General features: G+C 68.6%; 20 protein-coding genes. 8 read left to right on the top strand and 12 right to left on the bottom strand.

Features of this window, described 5'->3' with window-relative positions; genetic code table 11:
• Positions 1-1,766, top strand: a 1,766-nt coding sequence (msbA, locus tag AC07XP_RS19145; protein WP_495265564.1) for a lipid A export permease/ATP-binding protein MsbA, incomplete at its 5' end; no start/stop codon positions are given.
• Between the two features lie 3 nt (positions 1,767-1,769).
• On the opposite strand, the gene AC07XP_RS19140 is transcribed toward msbA, so the two are convergent.
• Entirely contained in the window at positions 1,770-2,531 is a 762-nt protein-coding gene (locus AC07XP_RS19140; RefSeq protein ID WP_495265563.1) for a GntR family transcriptional regulator, read from the bottom strand.
• Between the two features lie 99 nt (positions 2,532-2,630).
• Between AC07XP_RS19140 and AC07XP_RS19135 the strand changes: the two genes are divergently transcribed.
• The 3 genes from AC07XP_RS19135 (at position 2,631) to AC07XP_RS19125 (ending at position 5,837) form a co-directional block, all read left to right on the top strand.
• Positions 2,631-3,413, top strand: a complete 783-nt coding sequence (locus tag AC07XP_RS19135) for an SDR family oxidoreductase (protein WP_495265562.1) — start codon at positions 2,631-2,633, stop codon at positions 3,411-3,413.
• Positions 3,414-3,464: 51 nt separating this feature from the next.
• Positions 3,465-4,397, top strand: a complete 933-nt coding sequence (gene kce / locus AC07XP_RS19130; RefSeq protein ID WP_341892456.1) for a 3,5-dioxohexanoate:acetyl-CoA acetone transferase — start codon at positions 3,465-3,467, stop codon at positions 4,395-4,397.
• Between the two features lie 108 nt (positions 4,398-4,505).
• Positions 4,506-5,837 (top strand): MFS transporter, encoded by a 1,332-nt coding sequence (locus tag AC07XP_RS19125; RefSeq protein WP_495265561.1) that lies wholly within the window; start codon positions 4,506-4,508, stop codon positions 5,835-5,837.
• Positions 5,838-5,870: 33 nt separating this feature from the next.
• Here AC07XP_RS19125 and rng read toward each other — a convergent pair whose 3' ends face one another.
• Genes rng through AC07XP_RS19085 form a run of 8 tightly spaced genes read right to left on the bottom strand, consistent with a single transcriptional unit; the run spans position 5,871 to position 12,823 of the window.
• Positions 5,871-7,397 (bottom strand): ribonuclease G, encoded by a 1,527-nt coding sequence (gene rng, locus AC07XP_RS19120; protein ID WP_056580445.1) that lies wholly within the window; start codon positions 7,395-7,397, stop codon positions 5,871-5,873.
• Positions 7,398-7,404: 7 nt separating this feature from the next.
• Positions 7,405-8,007 carry a Maf family protein gene (locus AC07XP_RS19115; RefSeq protein ID WP_492687415.1) on the bottom strand — a complete coding sequence of 201 codons (603 nt, stop codon included), beginning with the start codon at positions 8,005-8,007 and terminating at the stop codon, positions 7,405-7,407.
• A gap of 40 nt (positions 8,008-8,047) precedes the next feature.
• On the bottom strand, positions 8,048-8,515 hold the full coding sequence (rlmH, locus tag AC07XP_RS19110; RefSeq protein ID WP_070060813.1) for a 23S rRNA (pseudouridine(1915)-N(3))-methyltransferase RlmH: 468 nt from the start codon (positions 8,513-8,515) through the stop codon (positions 8,048-8,050).
• Positions 8,512-9,207 (bottom strand): ribosome silencing factor, encoded by a 696-nt coding sequence (gene rsfS / locus AC07XP_RS19105; RefSeq protein ID WP_369628986.1) that lies wholly within the window; start codon positions 9,205-9,207, stop codon positions 8,512-8,514. The genes rlmH and rsfS overlap by 4 nt, the downstream gene beginning before the upstream one ends.
• The gene (gene nadD, locus AC07XP_RS19100) at positions 9,207-9,839 is read right to left on the bottom strand and encodes a nicotinate (nicotinamide) nucleotide adenylyltransferase (protein ID WP_495265560.1); all 633 of its coding nucleotides are present in this window, start codon (positions 9,837-9,839) and stop codon (positions 9,207-9,209) included. Before nadD ends, rsfS begins: the two co-directional genes overlap by 1 nt.
• Positions 9,836-10,756 carry an oxygen-dependent coproporphyrinogen oxidase gene (gene hemF / locus AC07XP_RS19095; protein WP_495265559.1) on the bottom strand — a complete coding sequence of 307 codons (921 nt, stop codon included), beginning with the start codon at positions 10,754-10,756 and terminating at the stop codon, positions 9,836-9,838. The genes nadD and hemF overlap by 4 nt, the downstream gene beginning before the upstream one ends.
• Positions 10,756-12,054: a phosphoribosylamine--glycine ligase gene (purD, locus tag AC07XP_RS19090; protein ID WP_062470106.1), complete on the bottom strand. Its 1,299-nt coding sequence runs from the start codon at positions 12,052-12,054 to the stop codon at positions 10,756-10,758. The genes hemF and purD overlap by 1 nt, the downstream gene beginning before the upstream one ends.
• Positions 12,055-12,097: 43 nt before the next feature.
• Positions 12,098-12,823, bottom strand: coding sequence for a YebC/PmpR family DNA-binding transcriptional regulator (locus tag AC07XP_RS19085; RefSeq protein ID WP_056580425.1), 726 nt, complete (start codon positions 12,821-12,823; stop codon positions 12,098-12,100).
• 118 nt (positions 12,824-12,941) lie between these two features.
• On the opposite strand from AC07XP_RS19085, the gene AC07XP_RS19080 reads away from it, so the two are divergent.
• From AC07XP_RS19080 to AC07XP_RS19065, 4 genes are read left to right on the top strand one after another with little or no spacing between them, the layout of a single operon-like run.
• The gene (locus AC07XP_RS19080) at positions 12,942-13,733 is read left to right on the top strand and encodes a class I SAM-dependent methyltransferase (RefSeq protein ID WP_062470103.1); all 792 of its coding nucleotides are present in this window, start codon (positions 12,942-12,944) and stop codon (positions 13,731-13,733) included.
• Positions 13,730-14,776 carry a chorismate transformation FkbO/Hyg5 family protein gene (locus AC07XP_RS19075; protein ID WP_495265558.1) on the top strand — a complete coding sequence of 349 codons (1,047 nt, stop codon included), beginning with the start codon at positions 13,730-13,732 and terminating at the stop codon, positions 14,774-14,776. The genes AC07XP_RS19080 and AC07XP_RS19075 overlap by 4 nt, the downstream gene beginning before the upstream one ends.
• Positions 14,777-14,812: 36 nt before the next feature.
• Positions 14,813-15,610, top strand: a complete 798-nt coding sequence (locus AC07XP_RS19070) for a lysophospholipid acyltransferase family protein (protein WP_369628991.1) — start codon at positions 14,813-14,815, stop codon at positions 15,608-15,610.
• On the top strand, positions 15,574-16,353 hold the full coding sequence (locus AC07XP_RS19065) for a glycosyltransferase family 2 protein (RefSeq protein WP_495265557.1): 780 nt from the start codon (positions 15,574-15,576) through the stop codon (positions 16,351-16,353). Before AC07XP_RS19070 ends, AC07XP_RS19065 begins: the two co-directional genes overlap by 37 nt.
• Positions 16,354-16,592: 239 nt before the next feature.
• On the opposite strand, the gene AC07XP_RS19060 is transcribed toward AC07XP_RS19065, so the two are convergent.
• The 3 genes from AC07XP_RS19060 to macA are packed head-to-tail and all read right to left on the bottom strand — an operon-like array spanning position 16,593 to position 21,113.
• Positions 16,593-17,981, bottom strand: coding sequence for an efflux transporter outer membrane subunit (locus AC07XP_RS19060; protein WP_495265556.1), 1,389 nt, complete (start codon positions 17,979-17,981; stop codon positions 16,593-16,595).
• Complete coding sequence (gene macB, locus AC07XP_RS19055; protein WP_495265555.1) at positions 17,974-19,956, bottom strand: macrolide ABC transporter ATP-binding protein/permease MacB; 1,983 nt, start codon at positions 19,954-19,956, stop codon at positions 17,974-17,976. Before macB ends, AC07XP_RS19060 begins: the two co-directional genes overlap by 8 nt.
• Positions 19,953-21,113 carry a macrolide transporter subunit MacA gene (gene macA / locus AC07XP_RS19050; RefSeq protein ID WP_495265554.1) on the bottom strand — a complete coding sequence of 387 codons (1,161 nt, stop codon included), beginning with the start codon at positions 21,111-21,113 and terminating at the stop codon, positions 19,953-19,955. The genes macB and macA overlap by 4 nt, the downstream gene beginning before the upstream one ends.
• Positions 21,114-21,284: the final 171 nt, after the last annotated feature.

Here is a 21,284-nt window from a genome sequence, read left to right as displayed (position 1 = left end):
GCGAGAGCGCCCGCCCTCCCCTCATGCGCCGGCTGGCGCGACTCATGACCTGGTTCGGCAGTTCGCGCCAATGGTGGGCCGTGGGGCTGATCGGCGCCCTGCTGGCCGCACTCACCGAGCCGCTCATGGCCGCGCTGCTCAAGCCGCTGCTCGACCGGGGCTTCACGCGCGGCGAGATGCCGCTGTGGTTCATTCCGGCCGCCGTGCTGCTGCTGTTCGCGGTGCGCGGCATCGCGCAGTTCATTTCGCAGTACGCGCTTTCGCGCATCGCCAACGAAGGCATGCAGAAGCTGCGCCGCGTGCTGTTCGAACGGCTGCTCGGCGCCGAGCTGGCGCTGTTCGCGCGGCAGTCGGCCAGTGCGCTGTCGAACACGGTGGTGTACGAGGTGCAGACCGGCGCCATGCTGCTGGTACAGGCGCTGCTCGGGCTCTCGCGCGACGGCTTCACGCTCATTGCGCTGCTGGGCTACCTGGTCTACCTGAACTGGAAGCTCACGCTCATCGTCGCCTTCCTGGTGCCCAGCATCTCCTGGATCATGAAGGTGTTCTCCAAGCGCCTGTACAAGCTCACACAGCAGGGCCAGCAGGCCACCGACGAGCTGGCCTACGTGGTCGAGGAAAACGTGCTGGCCCACCGCGTGGTACGGCTGCACGGCGCCGAGCAGGCGCAGGAGCGCCGCTTCGAACAACTGAGCCAGCGCCTGAACCGCCTGGCCGTGAAGTCCACCATCGCCCAGGCCGCCACCACGCCGCTGACGCAGATGATGGCCTCGCTGGCGCTGTCGGTGGTGGTGATGATCGCGCTGTGGCAAAGCGGCAAGCAGGGCTTCACGGTGGGCGGCTTCGTCGCCTACATCACGGCCATGCTGATGCTGATCGCACCGATCCGCCGCCTGGCCGAAGTGGCCGGGCCGATCACGCGCGGGCTGGCCGCCCTCGAGCGCGGCTTGATCCTCATCGACGAGGTGGCGCCGGAATCGCAGGGCACCTTCAGCATCGCGCACGCGCAAGGCCACATCGAGCTGCGCAACGTGCAGGTCAGCTACCGCGGCGACGACGAACAGCGCGCGCTCGACGGCGTGAACCTCGTCATCGAGCCGGGCCAGGTGGTGGCCTTCGTCGGCCCGTCGGGCTCGGGCAAGACCACGCTGGTCAACCTGCTGCCGCGTTTCGTGCAGCCCAGCGGCGGCCAGGTGCTGCTCGACGGCCACGACACCAGCGAGTGGCAGCTCAAGAGCCTGCGCGCCCAGTTCGCGATGGTGAGCCAGGACGTGGTGATGCTCAACGACACGCTCGCCGCCAACGTGGCGCTCGGCGGCGACATCGACATCGCGCGCGTGCAGTCCTGCCTCGAAGCGGCCAACCTGAGCGCGCACGTCGAGACCCTGCCGCAGGGCATCGACACCGTGCTGGGCCACAACGCCACGCAGCTGTCGGGCGGCCAGCGCCAGCGGCTGGCGATTGCCCGCGCGCTCTACAAGAACGCGCCCGTTCTGCTGCTCGACGAAGCCACGTCGGCCCTGGACACCGAATCGGAACGGCTGGTGCAGGACGCCTTGCAGCGCCTGATGCAGGGCCGCACCACGCTGATCGTGGCGCACCGCCTGTCGACCATCCAGCATGCCGACCGCATCATCGTGATGGAGCAAGGCCGCATCGCCGAGCAGGGCAGCCACGAGCAGCTCATGGCGAGCGACGGGCTCTATGCGCGGCTGCAGACACTGGCGGTGCGCAGCGCGGCGCCGGGGCAGGACCCGACGCTCTGACCGTCAGCGCGCGGTGCCCGCCGCACTGCGCGCCTTCTTCGCCGCCAGCGCGGCGTTCTGCGGCGGCAGCGTGCCATCGGACACCAGCACGCCCGTCGACAGGATGAATTCCGCGGCGCTTTCGATGTCGCCCTGCAGCGCGGCCCGGGCCTTGGCGCCGTCGCGGCGCTTCAGCGCGGCCAGCAGCGCCGCATGGTGCGCCATCGCCACCTTGTCCCCCACGCGGCGCGAGCCGGCCCGCAGGTCGTAGTTGAGGATGGGGCCGATGCGCAGCCACAGCGCCTCGATCATCTGCAACAACACCGGCATGTCGGCGGCGGCGTAGACCGCGAAGTGGAACTCCTTGTTGAAGGTGACGAGCTTCGAGCCGTCCGGGCTCGCCGCATTCATCTCGGCCGCGAACTCGTCGTGCCAGCGCGTGATGTCGCGCAGCGCCACCGCGCCCGACGCCGAGGCCGCCAGCTCCGTGGCCAGGCCTTCGAGGTTGGTGCGGATGGTGGTGATTTCCTTGAACTGCGCCGCCGTCATCCGGGGCACGCGCAAGGTGCGGCTGGGCGTGAGTTCGAGCGCCTGCTCGGCCACCAGGCGCTGCATCGCCTCGCGCACCGGCATCACGCTCACGCCCAGCGCCTCGGCCGCGCTGCGCAATGAAATCTGCTCGCCCGGCATCATCTGCCCGCTCATCACGAGGTCGCGCAACTGGTCGTAGACGTTGGCGCTGAGCGTCTGGCGCTTCAGGGGGGTGACGAGATCGGTGAGGCTCATGCGTCGAAGTATATGGCCGGGGTATTCCCTATGAATTATCTGTGATCACAGATATACGATCCCCGTCATTCCGAAATCGACCTCAAGGATCTCTTCAGCATGTGGAACAACAACTCCCTCGCCGGCCGGCGCGTGCTCGTCACCGCCGGTGCCAACGGCATCGGCTTGGACATCGTGCGCAACTTCGCGGCGGCGGGTGCCAAGGTCTTCGTCTGCGATGTGCAGGCTGCCAGCCTCGACCAGCTGGCGCGTGAACTGCCCGAGGTGGGCCGCTGCGTCGCCGACGTGTCGAACGAGGACGACGTGGCCCGCCTCTTCGAGGCCGTCGACCGCGAACTCGGCGGCCTCGACGTGCTGGTGAACAACGCCGGCGTGGCCGGCCCCACCGGCCCGGTCGAGACCGTCTCGCTCGCCGACTGGGAACGCACGATGGCCGTCAACGTCACCGGCCAGTTCCTCTGCGTGCGGCTGGCCGTGCCGCGGCTGCGCAAGGGCCGCCTGCCCGCCATCATCAACCTGTCCTCGGCCGCCGGGCACCTGGGCATGCCGGGGCGCTCGCCCTACTCCGCCTCGAAGTGGGCCGTCGTCGGCTTCACGAAAACGCTGGCGCTCGAACTCGGCGCCGATGGCATCCGCGTCAACGCGATCCTGCCGGGCGCGGTCGACGGTCCGCGCATCCGTGCGGTGATCGCCGCCAAGGCCGAGGCGCTGGGCAAGCCGCTCGACGAAGTGACGCGCGCCTACACCGCGCAGGCCGCGCTGGGCCGCATGGTGACGGCCACGGACATCGCGAACATGGTGCTGTTCGCCGCGAGCGACCTGGCCGCCAGCGTCACGGGCCAGGAGCTCGTGGTGGACGGCCACACGCAAGCACTGAGCTGATCCATCCGCTCGCGCTCCCTTTCTTTCCCACTTCTTCTTTCCGGACACCTCATGGCCCAACGCCCCAAAGCCATCATCACCTGCGCCCCCACGGGCGCCATCCACACGCCCAGCATGTCGCCGCACCTTCCCGTGACGGCCGACGAGATTGCGCAAGCTTCGATCGAAGCCGCCCGCGCCGGCGCCGCGATCCTGCACCTGCATGCGCGCGACCCGAAGGACGGCCGCCCGTCGCAGGACCCGGACCTGTTCCGCCCCTTCCTCTCGAAGATCAAGGCCGCGACCGATGCGGTGATCAACATCACCACCGGCGGCAGCCCGCACATGAGCGTCGAGGAGCGCATGCGCCCGGCCACCACCTTCAAGCCCGAGCTCGCGTCGCTCAACATGGGCTCGATGAACTTCGGCCTCTTTCCGATGCTGGAGCGCTTCAAGTCCTTCGAGCATGAATGGGAGCGCGAGCACCTGGAGAACAGCCGCAACCTGATCTTCAAGAACACCTTCGCCGACATCGAGAACATCCTCAAGCTCGGCAACGCCAACGGCACGCGCTTCGAGTTCGAGTGCTACGACGTGAGCCACCTCAACAACCTGCGGCACTTCCTGGACCGCGGGCTGGTGCAGGCGCCGGTCTTCGTGCAGACGGTCTTCGGCATCCTGGGTGGCATCGGCGCCGACCCCGAAGACCTGATGCACATGCGCCGCACCGCCGCACGGCTGTTCGGCGACCGCTTCGAATGGTCGATCCTCGGCACCGGCCGCAACCAGCTGCCGCTGGCCACCATCGGCGCCGCCATGGGCTCGCACGTGCGCGTCGGGCTCGAAGACTCGCTGTGGATCGGCCCGGGCCGGCTCGCAGCGTCGAGCGCCGAACAGGTGCTGCGCATCCGCGCCGTGCTGGAGGCCCTGAACATCGACATCGCGACACCCGCCGAAGCCCGCGAGATCCTCGGGCTCAAGGGCGCGGCGAACGTCGACTTCTAGCCCCGCGCCAGAACCGCCCGGCCCGGCGCACGACCGGGCCGCATCTGCATGTCGGCGCGCGCCGACGACCTTCCGCCAGAACACGACAGGACAGGAGAGAGACATCCCATGCAACACACATCCATCCCCGCCACGCCGCCGGGTCTGCACGCCCGCCAGGCCGTCGACGAACAGGCCTCGCTCAATGCGCTGATCTTCCGCAAGCTCATGCCGCTGCTGGTGCTGGCCTATGTGATCAGCTTCATCGACCGCACCAACATCGCGCTGGCCAAGAGCCACATGGCCGTGGACATCGGCATCTCGGCGGCCGCCTACGGGCTGGGCGCCGGGCTGTTCTTCCTGAGCTACGCGCTGCTCGAGGTGCCCAGCAACCTCGTGATGCACCGTGTGGGCGCGCGCTGGTGGATCGCCCGCATCATGATCACCTGGGGCCTGCTGTCGGCCGGCATGGCCTTCGTCACGGGCGAGACCTCGTTCTACGTGATGCGCATCCTGCTCGGCGCGGCGGAAGCCGGCCTGTTCCCGGGCGTGATGCTGTACCTGAACTACTGGTTCGGTCGCAAGGACCGCGCACGCGCCACGGGCTACTTCCTGCTCGGCGTGTGCATCGCGAACATCCTCAGCGGTCCGGTCGGCGGCGCGCTGCTGCAGATGGACGGCCTGTGGGGCTGGCACGGCTGGCAATGGATGTTCGTGCTCGAAGGCTTGCCCGCCGTGGCGCTGGCCTTCGTGGTCTGGCGCAAGCTGCCCGACGGCCCCTCCAGCGCCAGCTGGCTCACGCGCCCGCAGGCGCAGGCCATCGAACGCCAGCTCGCCGCCGAACGCGCCGAGGACGTGGCCAACGGACAGGTCGGCGAGTCGTTCCGCGCCTGCCTGGTCGACCGGCAGATCTGGCTGGCGATCTTTGTCTACTTCTGCCACCAGATCAGCATCTACACGGTGATCTTCTTCCTGCCGAGCATCATCGGCACCTACGGCAAGCTCTCGCCGCTGGAGATCGGCGCGCTCAACTCGCTGCCCTGGGTGGCCGCCGCCGTCGGCGCCATTGCGCTGCCGCGGCTCGCGGTCACGCCGCAGCGCGGCCGACGCCTGCTGCTGGTCGGGCTGGTCTCGATGGCGGTGGGCCTGCTGATCGCGGCCTTCGCGAGCCCGGCCGTCGCGCTGGCCGGTTTCTGTCTCACGGGCTCGATGTTCTTCGTGGTGCAGTCGGTGATCTTCCTGTTCGCCTCGTCACGGCTGGCCGGCGTGGCGCTGGCAGGCGGGCTGGCGCTCGTGAACACCTGCGGCCTCGTGGGCGGCTTCATCGGACCGTCGGTGATGGGCTGGATCGAGCAGAGCACGGGCAGCACGAAGAACGGGCTGCTGCTGATCGCCGGCATGCTGGTGGCCGCCGCGCTGGCCAGCGTCTGGATGCGCCAAGGCCAGGAATCGAAGCGCTGACCCGTCGTTGCAACGGGCAGCGCCATCCACCCCTCAGAGCAGCACGATGTCGTACTGCCCCTGCCCGATCGCCGGCTCCGACTGCAGCGAGATCGGCTTGCCGATGAAGTCGCTCAGCCCGGCGAGGTGCTGGCTCTCCTCGTCGAGGAACAGCTCGATGACTTGCGGCGACGAGACGATGCGGAACTCGCGCGGCGTGAACTGGCGCGCCTCGCGCAGGATCTCGCGCATCACGTCGTAGGCCACGCTGCGCGCGGTCTTCACGATGCCCTGCCCGCCGCAGGCCACGCAGGGTTCGCACAGCATGTGGGCCAGCGATTCGCGCGTGCGCTTGCGCGTCATCTCGACGAGGCCGAGCTGCGAGAAGCCGCCGGCCGTGGTCTTCACGCGGTCGCGCGCGAGCTGCTTGCGGAACTCGGCCAGCACCTGCTCGCGGTGGTCGTCGCGGGCCATGTCGATGAAGTCGACGATGATGATCCCGCCCAGGTTGCGCAGGCGCAGTTGCCGCGCAATGGCCTGCGCGGCCTCCAGGTTGGTCTTGAAGATGGTGTCGTCGAAGTTGCGCGCACCGACGAAGCCGCCGGTGTTCACGTCGACGGTGGTCAGCGCCTCGGTCTGGTCGACCACGAGGTAGCCGCCCGACTTCAGGTCGACGCGCCGGCCCAGTGCCTTCGCGATTTCCTCGTCCACCGAGTACAGGTCGAAGATCGGCCGCTCGCCCTTGTAGTGCTGCAGCTTGCCCGCCGCCTGCGGCATGAATTCGAGGCCGAATTTCAGCAGCACCTCGAACTGCTCGCGCGAGTCGATGCGGATGGTCTGCGTGTCTTCGCTCGTCATGTCGCGCAGCACGCGCTGCAGCAGGCTCAGGTCCTGATGCAGCAGCGACATGGCCGGCATCCGGCTCGAGGCCTCGCGGATGCGCGTCCAGGTCTTGCGCAGGTAGGCGATGTCTTCGGCCAGTTCGGCATCGGCCGCGTCTTCGCCGTTGGTGCGCAGGATGAAGCCGCCCGTGTTCACAGGCACCACGCCGCCGCTCTCGGCGGCCGCGGCCGCCTCGATGAGCGCCAGCATGCGGTTGCGCAGCGACTCGCGCTGGTCGGGCGGAATCTTCTGCGACACGCCGATGTGGTTGTCCTGCGGCAGGAACACCAGCAGCCGACCCGCGATGCTGATCTGCGTGGACAGCCGCGCGCCCTTGGTGCCGATCGGGTCCTTGATGACCTGCACCAGCAGCGACTGGCCTTCGAACACCTGCTTCTCGATGGGCACCATCGGCCCACCGTTGCGGTGGTCGCGCTCGGGCGGCGTGGCGCTCGGGCGCGAACCCGGCGTGAACGGCGAGACGATGTCGGCCACGTGCAGGAAGGCGGTGCGCTCCAGGCCGATGTCGATGAAGGCCGACTGCATGCCCGGCAGCACGCGCGAGACCTTGCCCAGGTAGATGTTGCCGACCAGCCCGCGCTCGAGCGTGCGCTCGACGTGCAGCTCTTGCACCGCGCCGTGCTCGACCAGCGCCACACGGGTCTCCTGCGGAGACCAGTTGATCAGGATGTCTTGCATGGATGTCTTAAGTATTGAAACCGACGCCTCGAAGCAGTTGCGCGGTCTCGAACATGGGGAGTCCCATGATGCCCGAATAGGAGCCGCTGATGTGCTCCACGAACGCAGCCGCTGCGCCCTGGATGGCATAGGCGCCGGCCTTGCCGAGCGGCTCGCCGCTGGCGGCGTAGGCCGCTACCTGCTTCTTGGTGAGCGTGGCGAAGCGCACGCGCGACACGCTGAGCGCCGCATGGCGGCGACGGCCGTTCTGCAGTGCGACTGCGGTGAGCACGCGGTGCGTGGCGCCGGACAGGTGCGCGAGCATGCGCTCGGCATCGCGTGCGTCCTCGGGCTTGCCAAGGATGGTGCGGCCGAGCGCGACGGTGGTGTCGGCGCACAGCACGGGCGCATCGGCCAGGCCCAGGCGCTTGCGGCGCGCAACGGCGGCATCGAGCTTGAGGGCGGTGACGCGCTGCACGTACGCTGTGGGCGACTCGTTCGGCAGCAAGACCTCGAGCGCCTCGGCGTCTTCGTCGGCGCCGGCCAGCAGCAGTTCGTGACGCACGCCGAGCTGGCCGAGCAATTGGGCGCGGCGCGGGCTTTGCGACGCGAGGTAGATGAAGTCAGGCAAGTTCAGGTCTCCGAGGTGGGCCCCACCGCCGGCCCCGTGGTCATTCCCGGTGGTACGGATGGCCCGCGTTGACCGACCACGCCCGGTAGAGCTGTTCGACCAGCAGCACGCGCGCCATGGCATGCGGCAGGGTCAGGTCGGACAGGCGGATGCGTTCGTGCGCCGCGGCCTTGAAGGCCGGGTCGAGCCCGTCGGGGCCGCCGATGACCAGCGCCACGTCGTCGCCCTCGCCCTGCCAGGTCTGCAGCCGTGCGGCCAGCGCCTTGGTGGTGAGCGCAGTGCCGCGCTCGTCGAGCACGACGATGCGCATGCCGCGGGCGATGGCGCCCTCGATGCGCTCGCGCTCGGCGGCATACAGCGTTTCGAGGGTCTTGGAACCTCGCGGCTCGGTCTTGACGGCACGCAGCTCGAGCTTGAGCTCGGGCGGGAAGCGCTTGGCGTAGTCGTCCCAGGCAGTCTGCGCCCAGTCGGGCATGCGCTGCCCGACGGCGACCACCAGCAGCTTCATGCGCGGCGGGCTGGCGCCTTCTTGGCCGGCGCCTTCTTCGCAGCGGTCTTCTTGGCGGCCGGCTTGCCGACGACCTTCACCGGCACGCGTGCGGTGCCCGTGGCGGACTTCTTCGCAGGCGCCTTCTTGGCGGCAGTCTTGCCCGCGGTCTTCGATGCGGCCTTCTTCGCCGGGGCCTTGGCGGCCTTGGCTTCCTGCTCGGCCGCGCGGATCGCGGTCTTGGCGGCGCTCGAACGGCGCAGGCTCGGCGTCTTGGCGGCGGCCGTCTTCTTCTCGTCGGCGCCCTTGACGACGGACGAGGCGGTGGCCAGCGCGGGCTTGGTGGCACCGAGCTTGGCGCGCACCGGCTTGTCGCCCCAAATCTCTTCGAGGTGGTAGTACTGGCGGATGGCGGGTTGCATGATGTGCGCCACGGCCGCGCCGCAGTCCACGATGATCCACTCGCCGTTTTCCTCGCCCTCGGTGCGCGGCTTGGCAAAGCCGGCTTCACGCACGGCGTCGCGCACGCTCGACGCGAGCGCCTTGGTCTGGCGGTTGGAGGTGCCCGACGCCACGATCACGCGCTCGAACAGCGGCGAGAGGTGCTCCGTGTCGAATACCTGGATGTCCTGCGCCTTGACGTCTTCGAGACCATCGATGATGGCTCGCTGGAGTTTTTGGATGTCTTTTTTGGCGGCGGCTTCAGTGGTCATCAGGCAGAGCGGTAGAGGTGGTGTTGGTCAATATAGCGTGCAACCGTGGGCGGAACCAGCGAGGAAATGTCCACACCCGACGCCACGCGCCGCCGGATATCGGTGGCGCTGGTGTCCATGGCGGCAGGCAGTTCAAGCGCCTCGAAACGTGCGCCAGCCGGGAGGCCGGGCAGCTGTTTCGGATCAAAACGAGTGACGTCACCCGTCGATAGTGCGCGATACGCTACAGAAACGATAGCAATGCCGAGTATATCCTGCCAGCCGTGCCAGGTCGGCAGAGCCGCCGCCTGGTCCGCGCCCATCACCAGCACGAGCTGTGCGCCGGGCTGCTCTTTCTGCAATTCATGCAGCGTGTCGAGCGTGTAGGTCGGGCCGTCGCGCAGCACCTCGCGGCTGTCGATGACGACCTTGCCTTGCAGGTTGCCGAAGGCGAGCCGCGTCATCGCCAGGCGGTCTTCCTTCGGCGTGAGCGTGCGGCTCTTGTGCCAAGCCTGGCCGGTGGGAATGACGTGCAACTCCGTCAGATCGAGCTGCGCCAATGCAGCTTCGGCCAGGGCGACGTGGGCGTTGTGCGGCGGGTCGAAGGCCCCGCCGAAGGCGCCGATGCGCAAAGCGGAACCGGTGGGGTTCACACCCAGTCCCGGCGCACGATGAAGTCGCTGTACAGCGCGGCTTCGGGGCTGCCCGCTTCGGGCTGTTGCCGGTAGGCCCAGCTCGCGAGCGGCGGCATCGACAACAGGATCGATTCGGTGCGCCCGCCCGACTGCAGGCCGAAGTGCGTGCCGCGGTCCCACACGAGGTTGAACTCGACATAGCGCCCGCGCCGGTACAGCTGGAACTCGCGTTCGCGCTCGCCGTACGGCATGCCGCGGCGGCGCTCGACGATCGGCAGGTAGGCCTGCAGGAAGGCATCGCCGACCGAGCGGATCAGCGCAAAGCCGTTCTCGATGCCGCCCTCGGCGAAGTCGTCGAAGAAGATGCCGCCGATACCGCGCTGCTCGTTGCGGTGCTTGAGGAAGAAGTACTCGTCGCACCAGGTCTTGAAGCGCGGGTACTTGTCGGCGCCGAAGGGTGCGAGCGCATCGCGGCACACGGTGTGGAAGTGCACCGCGTCTTCTTCGAAGCCATAGCACGGCGTGAGGTCCATGCCGCCGCCGAACCAGCACACGGGTTCGCCGCCGCCCGCAGGCTGCGCGGCCAGCATGCGCACGTTCATGTGGACGATCGGCACGTAGGGATTGCGCGGGTGGAACACCAGCGACACGCCCATGGCCTCGAACGGCGCGCCCGAGAGTTCGGGGCGGTTCTGCGTGGCCGAGGGCGGCAGCTTGGCGCCGCGCACCTGCGAGAAGCCGACGCCGGCGCGCTCGAACAGCGCGCCGCCTTCGAGGATGCAGGTCAGGCCGTTGCCCTGCAGCGGCTCGCCGGGCTCTTTCTGCCAGGCGTCGCGCACCGCGCTGCCGCCGTCCGCCGCCTCGACCGCCGAGATGATCGATTGCTGCAGTCCGCGCAGGTAGTCGCCGACCGCCTTCGGCTGGGTGGCAGGCATCAGGCGTGGGGCGTGTTGCGCGCGTTGACGGCGCGGTAGCCGATGTCCTTGCGGTACTGCGCACCGTCGAACTGCACGCGCGCCGCGACCTCGTAGGCGCGCTGCTGCGCCTGCTTGACGCTGTCGGCCAGCACGGTCACGCAGAGCACGCGGCCGCCGCTGGTCTTGAGCTCGCCGTTCTCCAGCGTGGTGCCCGCGTGGAACACCACGGCATCGGGTGCCTCGGCCGGTATGCCACTGATGCGATCGCCCTTGCGCGGCGACAGCGGGTAGCCGTGCGCGGCCATCACCACACCCAGCGCCACGCGCCGGTCCCACTGCAGCTCGACCTGGTCGAGCGTGCCGTCGGTGGCGTGCCAGAACACCTCGAACAGGTCGGACTTCAGGCGCATCATGATCGGCTGCGTCTCGGGGTCGCCCATGCGGCAGTTGAATTCGAGCGTCTTGGGCTGGCCGGCCGCGTCGATCATGAGACCGGCATAGAGGAAGCCGGTGAACGGAATGCCGTCCTTTTCCATGCCGCGGATGGTCGGCAGGATGATCTCGCGCATGGCTCGTGCATGCACCTCGGCCGTGACCACGGGCGCGGGCGAGTACGCGCCCATGCCGCCGGTGTTCGGGCCTTCGTCGCCGTCCAGCAGGCGCTTGTGGTCCTGGCTGGTGGCCAGCGCGGCAACGTTCTTGCCGTCGCACATCACGATGAAGCTGGCTTCTTCGCCTTGCAGGAATTCTTCGATGACGACGCGCGCGCCGCCTTCGTTGTGCGACACGCCGAACTTGTTGTCGACCAGCATGAAGTCGACAGCTTCGTGGGCTTCCTGCGCCGTCATGGCAACCACCACGCCCTTGCCGGCGGCCAGGCCGTCGGCCTTGACGACGATCGGTGCGCCCTTGGCGTCGATGTACGCATGGGCGGCAGCTGCGTCGGTGAAGGCCTCGTATTCGGCCGTCGGGATCTTGTGGCGCTTCATGAAGGCCTTCGAGAAGGCCTTGGAGCTTTCGAGCTGCGCAGCGGCCTGCGTCGGGCCGAAGATGCGCAGGCCGTGCGCGCGGAACTCGTCCACCACGCCGGCCGCCAGCGGCCCCTCGGGGCCAACCACGGTCAGCGCGATTTTCTCGGCCATCGCCCACTCGCGCAGCGCGGCGGGCTCGGTGATGTCGATGCAGTCGTAGCGTTCGTCGCTCACGGTGCCGCCGTTGCCGGGCGCCACGTAGACGCGGCTGACCCGGTTGCCCTGCGCCAGCCGCCACGCCAATGCGTGCTCGCGGCCCCCTCCTCCAATCACCAGTACCTTCATTCGCGGGCTTTCGTTTGTCGCTGTGGATCCATCATTTATTCGCTCAGTCGGACAGTGCGGCGTTGTGATAAACGTCCTGCACGTCGTCCAGGTCCTCGAGCACGTCGAGGAGCTTCTGCATCCTGGCGGCGTCTTCGCCGGTCACGTCCACGGTGTTCTCGGCGCGCATCGTGATTTCAGCGGCGTCGGGCTTCAGACCCGCGGCTTCGAGCGCGTTCTTCACGGCCTCGAAGTCGCCGATGGCGGTGAGCACCTCGATGGCGCCGTCGTCGTCGGTGATCACGTCCTCGGCGCCGGCTTCCAGGGCCACTTCCATGACCTTGTCCTCGCTGGTGCCGGGCGCAAAGATGATCTGGCCGCAGTGCTTGAACTGGAAGGCCACCGAGCCTTCGGTGCCCATGTTGCCGCCGTGCTTGGAGAAGGCGTGGCGCACTTCGGCCACGGTGCGCACGCGGTTGTCGGTCATGGTGTCGACGATGATCGCCGCGCCGCCGATGCCGTACCCTTCGTAACGAATTTCTTCGTAATTGACGCCTTCGAGGTTGCCCGTGGCCTTGTCGATGTTGCGCTTGACGGTGTCGATGGGCAGGTTGACCGCCTTGGCCTTTTCGACCGCCAGCCGCAGCCGGGGGTTGGCGCTGAGGTCTGCGCCGCCGGCGCGTGCCGCCACCGTGATTTCACGGATGGCGCGGGTCCAGAGCTTGCCGCGTTTCTCGTCCTGGCGGCCCTTGCGGTGCTGAATATTTGCCCACTTGCTATGTCCGGCCATGGCTTTCTCTCTCGCTGTCGTGTGTTTTCAAAGCAAGTGTGGAGTTTACTGTCCGGCGCACACAACGCTCCCCCGGCGCCCGGGATTTCGGCCCGGACCTTTTGGTGATAATTGTTCGATGACGCCATCGCCCATTGCCGGTACGGGAAATCCCGACGCCCTGCCGCCGCACGCCCCGCTGCCGCTGTACTACAACACCGAAGCGGAGCACCAGGCGTTCCTGCGGCGCATCTTCGACAGCACGGCCGCGGACTACGACCGCATCGAAGCCGTGCTGGCCTTCGGCACCGGCCCCTCGTACCGCCGCGACGCGCTGAAGCAGGCCGGCCTCACGGCGGGCGCCCAGGTGCTCGACGTGGGCATCGGCACCGGGCTCGTCGCCCGCGAAGCGCTGAAGCTCATCGGCTCCACCGGCAAGCTCACCGGCGTCGACCCCAGCGTGGGCATGATGGGCCAGGTCCGGCTGCCCGGCGTCGAACTCATTCAAGGCGTCGCCGAGGCCCTGCCCCGGCCCGACGCCAGCTGCGATTTCGTGAGCATGGGTTACGCCATGCGCCACATCAGCGACGTGGCCGCCGCCTTTTCCGAATTCCATCGCGTGCTGCGCCCGGGCGGGCGCGTGGTGGTGCTCGAGATCACCAAGCCCGAGGGCCGCATCGCCACCGCGCTGCTGAAAGGCTACATGCGCGCCGTGGTGCCGTTGATCGCCCGCGTGGTCGGCCGCCGCAGCGACACCTCGGAGCTGTGGCGCTATTACTGGGACACCATCGAGGCCTGCATCCCGCCCGAGCGCGTCATGCAGGCGCTGGGCGCCGCCGGCTTCAGCGACGTGCGCCGGCATGCGAGCCTCGGGGTCTTCTCTGCCTACACCGGCCGCAAGCCCGAATCCACCGCCGACGAGGTTCGATGAACGTGCGCCCCCAGGACGACCACCTTCATTCCCCCCTGCGCGTGGAGCGCCTCTCGCTGCCGGACAGCCTTGCGCTGGCCACGCACAGCCATGCGCCCTTTGCCGCGCTCGGTTACGGCACGCCGCACGGCGTCGCCTGGATGCCCACGGTCAACGCGCGCGTGCTGTCGCCGCGAGGCGCGATGGCCGATGTGTGGCACGTGGGCGACGGAACCCAGGTCAGGTCGGGCACCACCGGCATCGCGCGCTGGCGCACCGACGGGCACTGGCTGCTCGGCGCCATCGACCTCGATGAAGCCGTCGAAGGCCAGGGCCTGACCGAGCTTGCGCAGCGCGCCTACCGCGACCTGTTCCGCACGCTCGAGCAGGCGGGCACGCCGCACCTGCAGCGCATCTGGAACTACCTGCCGCGCATCAACGCTGACGGCGGCGGTCTCGAGCGGTATCGTCAGTTCAACCTCGGCCGGCAAGAGGCCTTCTTCGAGGCCGGCCGCGCCGCCTTCGAAGGTGCCCCGGCCGCCTGCGCGCTGGGCATCCGCCAGGGCGCGCTGTCGATCCGTTTTCTCGCGGGACGTGCCGCGCCGCTGCCGGTCGAGAACCCGCGGCAGGTGTCGGCCTACCGCTATCCCGAAACCTACGGCCCGCGCTCGCCGACCTTCTCGCGCGCCGCGCTGGCGGACATCGGCGACGGCCAGGTCGCGCTCTTCATTTCGGGTACGGCGAGCATCGTCGGGCACGAAACGGTGCACCATGGCGACGTGCGTGAGCAGGCCCGCGAAACGCTGCGCAACCTCGAGGCCGTGATCGCCTCCGCCCATGCGCAGACCACGGCGCGCTTCTCGCTCGATGCGCTCGACTGCGTGGTGTACGTGCGGCATCCGTCGGACACCGAGGCCGTGCGCGAGGTGATCGAAGCCGCGCTCGGCGCCCAGTCGCCGATGGCCCGCCATGCGGTGTACCTCGAAGCCGACATCTGCCGCAGCGATCTGCTGGTCGAGATCGAGGCCCACACGGTCGCCGCCGGCCGGCTGCAGGCCGCCTGAGCGGCCCGCCGTCCGCCTGCTCGACCGACACCACCCATGAACGTGCTGCGTCTTCTCACGTCGATCCCGCTCGCGCTGATGCTCTATGCGCTGCTGCTGTTCCTCGGCCTGATCTCGCTGGTCTGGAACTTCGTCGCCATGCTGCTGTACCCGGTGATGCCCGCCGTACCGGCGCGCGCGCTGGGCCGCATGACCATCGCCTTTGCCTACCGGATGTTCTGGTGGCTCGCGTCCGTCACCGGCATGATGCGCATCGACGCCTCGTGCCTGGACCCGATGCGCAACGAGCCCGGCGTGATCTTCGTGGCCAACCACCCGACCATGCTCGATGCGCTGCTGCTGGTGGCGCGGCTGCCGCGCAGCGCCTGCATCATGAAGGCCGAGCTGATGGGCAACATCTTCCTCGGCGCGGGGGCCCGGCTGGCGCGCTACATCAGCAACAAGTCGGCCCGCACGATGGTGCGCCTGGCGGTCAACGACCTGCGCCAGGGCGGCCAACTCGTGATCTTTCCCGAAGGCACGCGCACGGTGACGCCGCCGCTGAACCCCTTCCGCCCCGGCACCACGCTGATCGCCAAGCTGGCGCAGGCGCCGATCCAGACCGTGTTCATCGACACCGACTCGCCCTACCTCGGCAAGGGCTGGCCGCTGTGGCGCGTACCGCCGCTGCCCATCGTCTTCACGCTGCGGCTGGGCAAGCGCTTTGCGCCGACGCAGGACAGCGATGCGTTGCAGGTCGAGCTGGAACACTATTTCCGTCAACACATGGAGCAGCGCGCCACCGACGCGTCCCCCGAATGCCAGCAGACGCCTCGCGCACCCACCTTGTCCTGATCCCCAGCTACAACACGGGCGAGCGCCTGTTCTCGACGGTCGCGGCCGCGCGGGCCCAATGGAACCCGGTGTGGGTGGTGATCGATGGCAGCGACGACGGCACGGGGGAGCGGCTGCAGCAGATGGCGGCCAGCGATCCGGGGCTGCGCGTGTGGGTGCTGCCGCAGAACCAGGGCAAGGGCTCGGCGGTGCTGCACGGCTTGCGGGCCGCGAAGGACGCCGGCTTCACGCACGCGCTCACGATGGATTCCGACGGGCAGCATCCGGCGGACCTGATCCCCTCTTTCATGAACGCCTCGCTGGCGCGGCCCGAGACGATGGTGCTGGGCCGGCCCGTATTCGACGCCAGCGCACCGCTGCTGCGGGTGCGGGGGCGACGGGTGTCGAACGGCTGGACGCAGCTCGAGACGCTGTTCGCGGGTGTCGGCGATTCGCTCTACGGCTTTCGCGTGTACCCGGTGGTCGACCTGATCGCTGTGATGGCGCGGCAACCGTGGATGCGGCGCTTCGACTTCGATACCGAGGCGGTCGTGCGGCTGGCCTGGCGTGGGGTCAAGCCGGTGAACATCGATGCGCCTGTGAAGTACCTGACGGCAGAGGAAGGCGGGGTGTCGCACTTTCGCTATGGGCGGGACAACGTGCTGCTGACCTGGATGCACACGCGGTTGATGATCGAGTTCGTCTTGCGGCTGCCTGGTTTGTTGATTCGGAAGGTGCGGGGGGCGCCGCCGTTTCAGGCTTAGGCCTCTTTGGAGGGGCGCCCGGCAGGCGGTACGGCGCGGTCGGCCCCACTGTGCCGGCCGCTTCGCGGCTGCCCTGCGGTGCTCGCGTTTCGCGGGGTCTCGCAGAACTCGCTTCGCTCAAACAGCTGCGAGCCCTGATCCGCGAAACGCTGCGCTCCTCGGCGGCACAGAGGGGCCGCCCACACCGCACCGCCTGCCGGGCACCTGCCGTGGCGTGAAAGCACCCTGTCCTTCTTCCGCTACTCGACGATCGTGCCTCCGCCCAATGCCTTGTAGAGCGTCATCGTCGCGTTGAGCTGGTTCAGACGGTTCTGCGCCAGCGACACCTCCGCGGCGCGGCGCTTGTCCTTGGCGTCGAGCACGGGCTGCAACGCGGTGGCGCCGGCGCGGTAACGCACTTCCGACAAGGCTTCCGCGCGTTGCGCTTGCTGCAGCGCCAGGGCCAGCTTCACGCTTTCGTCTTGCAACTGCGTTCGCGACGACAGCGTGTTTTCCACCTCAGACAGCGCGGTGTACAGCGACTGGCGGAACCCGACGACCGCTTCTTCGTACTGCGTCTGCGACACGGCGACGGTCAGCCGCGCGGTGTTCCATTGCAGGAACGGCAACACCAGACCGGCGCCCAGCGTGGCGATCGGGTTCTTCAGCACCTCGCCCAGGGCATTGCTCCCCGCGCCCAGCGAACCCGTGAGGCTCAGCACCGGATAGAAGCTGGTGCGCGTGGCATCGACGTTCGCCAGCGAGGACCGCAGACGCTGCTCCGCAGCACGCAGGTCGGGCCGGCGGGCCAGCAGGCTGGCGGGCAGTCCGGCATCGATCACGGGCAAGGCGGTCTCCGGCAGTTGTGAGGGCTCGTCCCTCGGGGCATCGGGCGGCATGTCGAACAGGATGGCCAGTGCGTTGCGCGCCTCGACGCGCTGTTGCAGCAGCTGCGTGTGTGCCGCTTCCTGGCTCGCAAGGTTCTGGCCCGCCTGCGCGACGTCGAGCCCGGACACGGCGCCTGCCGCATATTTGGCGCGCACCAGCGCCTGGATGCGCCGTGCATCGGCCATGCCGGCTTCGCTCAGCGCGATGCGGTGGTTCAGGTAGCCGGTCTGCCAGTACAGCCCGGCCGTCGTGCCCACCAGCGCCAGCGCCGTGGCCTCACGGTCGGACTGGGTGGCCTGCAGCTCCCAGTCGGCGACGCTGCGCTGCGCCGACAGGCGGCCCCACAGGTCGATCTCGTAGCTCAGGTTCAGCGAGGAGCTCGCGCTCGATGCGGCCACGCCGCCGCGCTTCAGGTCGAAGCTGCGTTGGGTGCCCAGTTGCCCCGTCACGCCCGGCGTGAGGTTGGTGTTCGCCAGGCCGGCCTGCAGCTGCGCCCGCTGCACGCGGATGCCGGCGGCGGCCAGGTTGTTGTTGGTGCGCAGGGCGCTGTCGATCAGGGTGTCGAGCCGCGCGTCGTGGAAGGCGGTCCACCAGCGGGCCTGCGGCACGGCTGCTGCGTTCTGCGGCAGGGGCTGTTGCTGCTGCCAGGCCTGCGGCACGCCGAGCGGTCGATGTTCGCGCCGCTCCGGCGCAAACAGCGTGCAGCCGCCAAGCGCCAGGGCAATGGCGAGGCCCGCCAGGGTCGGTCGCGCGCTACTCACGCGCCAGTGCCTCGATGGGGTCGAGCCGCGCGGCATTGCGCGCCGGCAGGTACCCGAACAGCACGCCGATGAGCGACGCGCACAGGAAGGCCGACACCACGGCCCCGAGCGAAAAGATCATTTGCCATTGCTTCACGAACAGCGAGAACACAAAGCTGATGCCGTACGACAGCACCACGCCGATGAAACCGCCGACCAGGCACACGAGCACGGCCTCGGTCAGGAACTGCTGCAGCACGTCGCTTTGGCGTGCGCCCACGGCCATGCGGATGCCGATCTCGCGGGTGCGCTCGGTCACCGACACCAGCATGATGTTCATCACGCCGATGCCGCCCACCACGAGCGAGATCACCGCGATCAGCGACAGCAGCAGCGTGAGCGACTGGCTCGTGCGCTCGGCCGTCTTCACGATGCTGTCCATGTTGAAGGTGAAGAAGTCCTTGCCGCCGTGGCGCAGCGTGAGCAGCCGCACGATGCTCTCTTCGGCCGCCTTGGTGGGCTGGTCGTCGCGGATGCGCACGGTGATGCTGTCGAAGTGCTGCTGGCCGAACAGGCGGCTTGCACCCGTGCTGTAGGGCAGCCAGATGTTGAGCGACTTGTTCTCGCCGAACATGCTCTTCTTTTCCTGCGCCACGCCGATCACGGTGCACGGCAGGCTGCCCACCAGGATGATCTTGCCGACCGGATCGGTGCCGTCGGGAAAGAGCTTGCGCCGCGTGTTCTGGTCGATCACCACCACCTGCGACTGGTGCCGCACGTCGTTGGCGTCGAAGTCCGTGCCGCTGGCCATCTGGATGTCGCGCACGCTGAAGAAGTTGTCGCTGACGCCGTTCACGTTGCCGTTGACGTCGGCGCTGCGGTAGCGCAGGCGCAGGCTGCGCATGGTGGTCGGCGTGACGCTGTGCACGTAGGGCTGCGCGGCGATGGCCTGCAGGTCGGCGGGCAGCAGCGTGCGGATGCTCGCGGCCTTGTCGTCGCCGAAGTCGTGGCCCGGGTAGATGTCGAGCGTGTTGGTGCCGATGGCCTTGATGTCGGCCAGCACGAAGCGCTTGGCGCCCTCCCCGATGGCCACGATCGACACCACCGAGGTGATGCCGATGATGATGCCCAGCATGGTCAGCGCCGTGCGCATGCGGTGCGCCATCATCGAGCGCCAGGCCATGCGGAAGGCTTCGGAGAAACGCGCCCAGCCGGTGCTGAAGCGCGCGATGCCCAGCATGGGGCGCGTCATGGCGGGCGGCGCGGGGGTGTCGTCGCCGACGGTCTGCGCGGGCGCGGCCACGGTCGGCACGTTCGGCCGGTCGCCGACGATCACGCCGTCGGCGATCTCGATGATGCGTTCGGTGCAACGCGCCACCTGCATGTCGTGCGTCACGATGATGATCGTGTGGCCCTGCGCATGCAGCTCGCGCAGGATGCCGATGACCTCCTGGCCGCTCTTGCTGTCGAGCGCGCCGGTGGGCTCGTCGGCCAGGATGACCTGCCCGCCGTTCATGAGCGCGCGCGCGATGCTCACGCGCTGCTGCTGGCCGCCCGAAAGCTGGCTCGGCCGGTGCTCGGTGCGGTCTTCCAGGCCCAGGCGCGCGAGCAGTTGCCGTGCCCGCGCGTCGCGCGCCGAGCCCTCGGTGCCGGCATAGACGGCGGGCACCTCGACGTTGCCGGTGGCCGTCAGGTGCTGCATGAGGTGATAGCGCTGGAAGATGAAGCCGAAGTGCTCGCGCCGCAACGCGGCGAGCGCGTCGCTGTCGAGCGTGCCGACGTCCTGGCCCGACACGGTGTAGGTGCCGGTGCTCGGCCGGTCGAGGCAGCCGAGGATGTTCATGAGCGTCGACTTGCCCGAGCCCGAGGCGCCGACGATGGCCAGCATCTCGCCGTGGCCGATGTCCAGGTCGACATCTTTCAGCACCTGGACCTCCTGCTCGCCCGAGGGAAAGCTGCGGCCGATGCCGCGCAGGGTCAGCAGCGGCTGCGTCACTGGCGCGGCCTCCGGCTGCCGCTGTCATTGCCGTCGGTCTTCTCCAGCGCCGAGGCGTCGCCGGTGATGACGTTGTCGCCCTCCTTCAGGCCTTCGAGCACCTGCGCCTGGAAGTTGTTGCTGATGCCCACGCGCACCTGCCGCTTTTCCACGCGCTGGTCGGACAGCAGCACGCGCACTTCGTGGCGGCCGTCCTTGTCGCGCGCGCCGAGCGCGGTGAGCGGCACGGTCAGCGCCTGCTTGGCCTCGCCCAGCAGGATGGCGACCTGCGCCGTCATGTCGACGCGCAGCGTGCGCTCGGGATTGGGCACGTCGAACAGCGCGTTGAAGAACACGGCGTTGTTGATCTTCTCGGGCGAGGGCTGCACCGCGCGCAGCGTGCCGTGGTAGCGCGTGTCGGGGTCGCCCAGGATGGTGAAGTAAACCGGCTGGCCCGCCTTCACGCGCACCACGTCGGCCTCGGACACCTGGGCCTTCACGGTCATGGTCGACAGGTCGGCCAGCTTCATCAGCGTGGGCACCTGGAACGAGGCCACCACGGTCTGGCCTTCGAGCGTGCTGATCGACACCACGTCGCCGTCGATGGGCGCGACGATGCGGGTGTACGACAGGTTGGTCTGCGCCGAGGCCAGGGCCAGTTTCTGCTGGCGGATCTGCGCGTCGAGCGAGACGGCGTCGGCGCGCAGCGCGCGCAACTCGGTGTCGGCGCCTTCCAGGTCCTGGCGCGCGGCGGCGTCCTGCGCCAGCATCTCGCGCTGGCGCGCCCAGGTGAGCTCGGCCTGCTTCACGCGCACTTCCTTGGCGAGCTTCTGGGCTTGCAGGTTCTCCAGCTTGGCCTGCTCCTGCGCGAGCGTGTTCTGCGAGATGACGGGGTCGATCTCGGCCAGCCAGTCGCCCTTCTTCACCGTCTGGCCGAGCACCACCTTCAGCGACTTGAGCTGCCCCGACACCTGCGCGCCGACCTCGACCTGCTTGAGGGCCTGCAGCACGCCGGTGGCGAGCACCGCGTTCTCCAGGTCGCTGCGCTGCACGGTGGCGGTGAGGTAGTCGCTTTTCTTCGGCGGGCTCAGCCAGAAGAAAGCCGCAATGGCCAGCACGACGAGCAAGGCCAGGCCGACAAGGAACTTGCGCGATCGTCGCGAAGGAGTGGTGGGCATGCAGTGAAGAAGTGGGATGAAACGGGCGGCGAGGCCCGGGAAGGGATGCGGTTCATCCTAGCCCCGGTTGCTGAAGGCCTGCTAAAGCATGCGTTTTGACGGGCTTTTTGCACGGGCCTGCGCAGCGGCCCCTGAAAACGGCGTGGCCCGCTGCCCTCGAAGGACAGCGGG

The organism is Variovorax sp. GW531-E2 (genome assembly GCF_059423125.1).
This window is presented reverse-complemented; position numbering and strand designations above follow the sequence as displayed.

Coding starts and splice junctions, on each gene's coding strand:
- rng (WP_056580445.1), bottom strand. CDS start 7,397: ATGCAAGACATCCTGATCAACTGGTCTCCGCAGGAGACCCGTGTGGCG.
- AC07XP_RS19085 (WP_056580425.1), bottom strand. CDS start 12,823: ATGGCCGGACATAGCAAGTGGGCAAATATTCAGCACCGCAAGGGCCGC.
- AC07XP_RS19080 (WP_062470103.1), top strand. CDS start 12,942: ATGACGCCATCGCCCATTGCCGGTACGGGAAATCCCGACGCCCTGCCG.
- macA (WP_495265554.1), bottom strand. CDS start 21,113: ATGCCCACCACTCCTTCGCGACGATCGCGCAAGTTCCTTGTCGGCCTG.
- AC07XP_RS19075 (WP_495265558.1), top strand. CDS start 13,730: ATGAACGTGCGCCCCCAGGACGACCACCTTCATTCCCCCCTGCGCGTG.
- AC07XP_RS19140 (WP_495265563.1), bottom strand. CDS start 2,531: ATGAGCCTCACCGATCTCGTCACCCCCCTGAAGCGCCAGACGCTCAGC.
- AC07XP_RS19065 (WP_495265557.1), top strand. CDS start 15,574: ATGCCAGCAGACGCCTCGCGCACCCACCTTGTCCTGATCCCCAGCTAC.
- hemF (WP_495265559.1), bottom strand. CDS start 10,756: ATGCCTGCCACCCAGCCGAAGGCGGTCGGCGACTACCTGCGCGGACTG.
- purD (WP_062470106.1), bottom strand. CDS start 12,054: ATGAAGGTACTGGTGATTGGAGGAGGGGGCCGCGAGCACGCATTGGCG.
- kce (WP_341892456.1), top strand. CDS start 3,465: ATGGCCCAACGCCCCAAAGCCATCATCACCTGCGCCCCCACGGGCGCC.
- rlmH (WP_070060813.1), bottom strand. CDS start 8,515: ATGAAGCTGCTGGTGGTCGCCGTCGGGCAGCGCATGCCCGACTGGGCG.
- AC07XP_RS19125 (WP_495265561.1), top strand. CDS start 4,506: ATGCAACACACATCCATCCCCGCCACGCCGCCGGGTCTGCACGCCCGC.
- AC07XP_RS19070 (WP_369628991.1), top strand. CDS start 14,813: ATGAACGTGCTGCGTCTTCTCACGTCGATCCCGCTCGCGCTGATGCTC.
- AC07XP_RS19135 (WP_495265562.1), top strand. CDS start 2,631: ATGTGGAACAACAACTCCCTCGCCGGCCGGCGCGTGCTCGTCACCGCC.
- rsfS (WP_369628986.1), bottom strand. CDS start 9,207: ATGACCACTGAAGCCGCCGCCAAAAAAGACATCCAAAAACTCCAGCGA.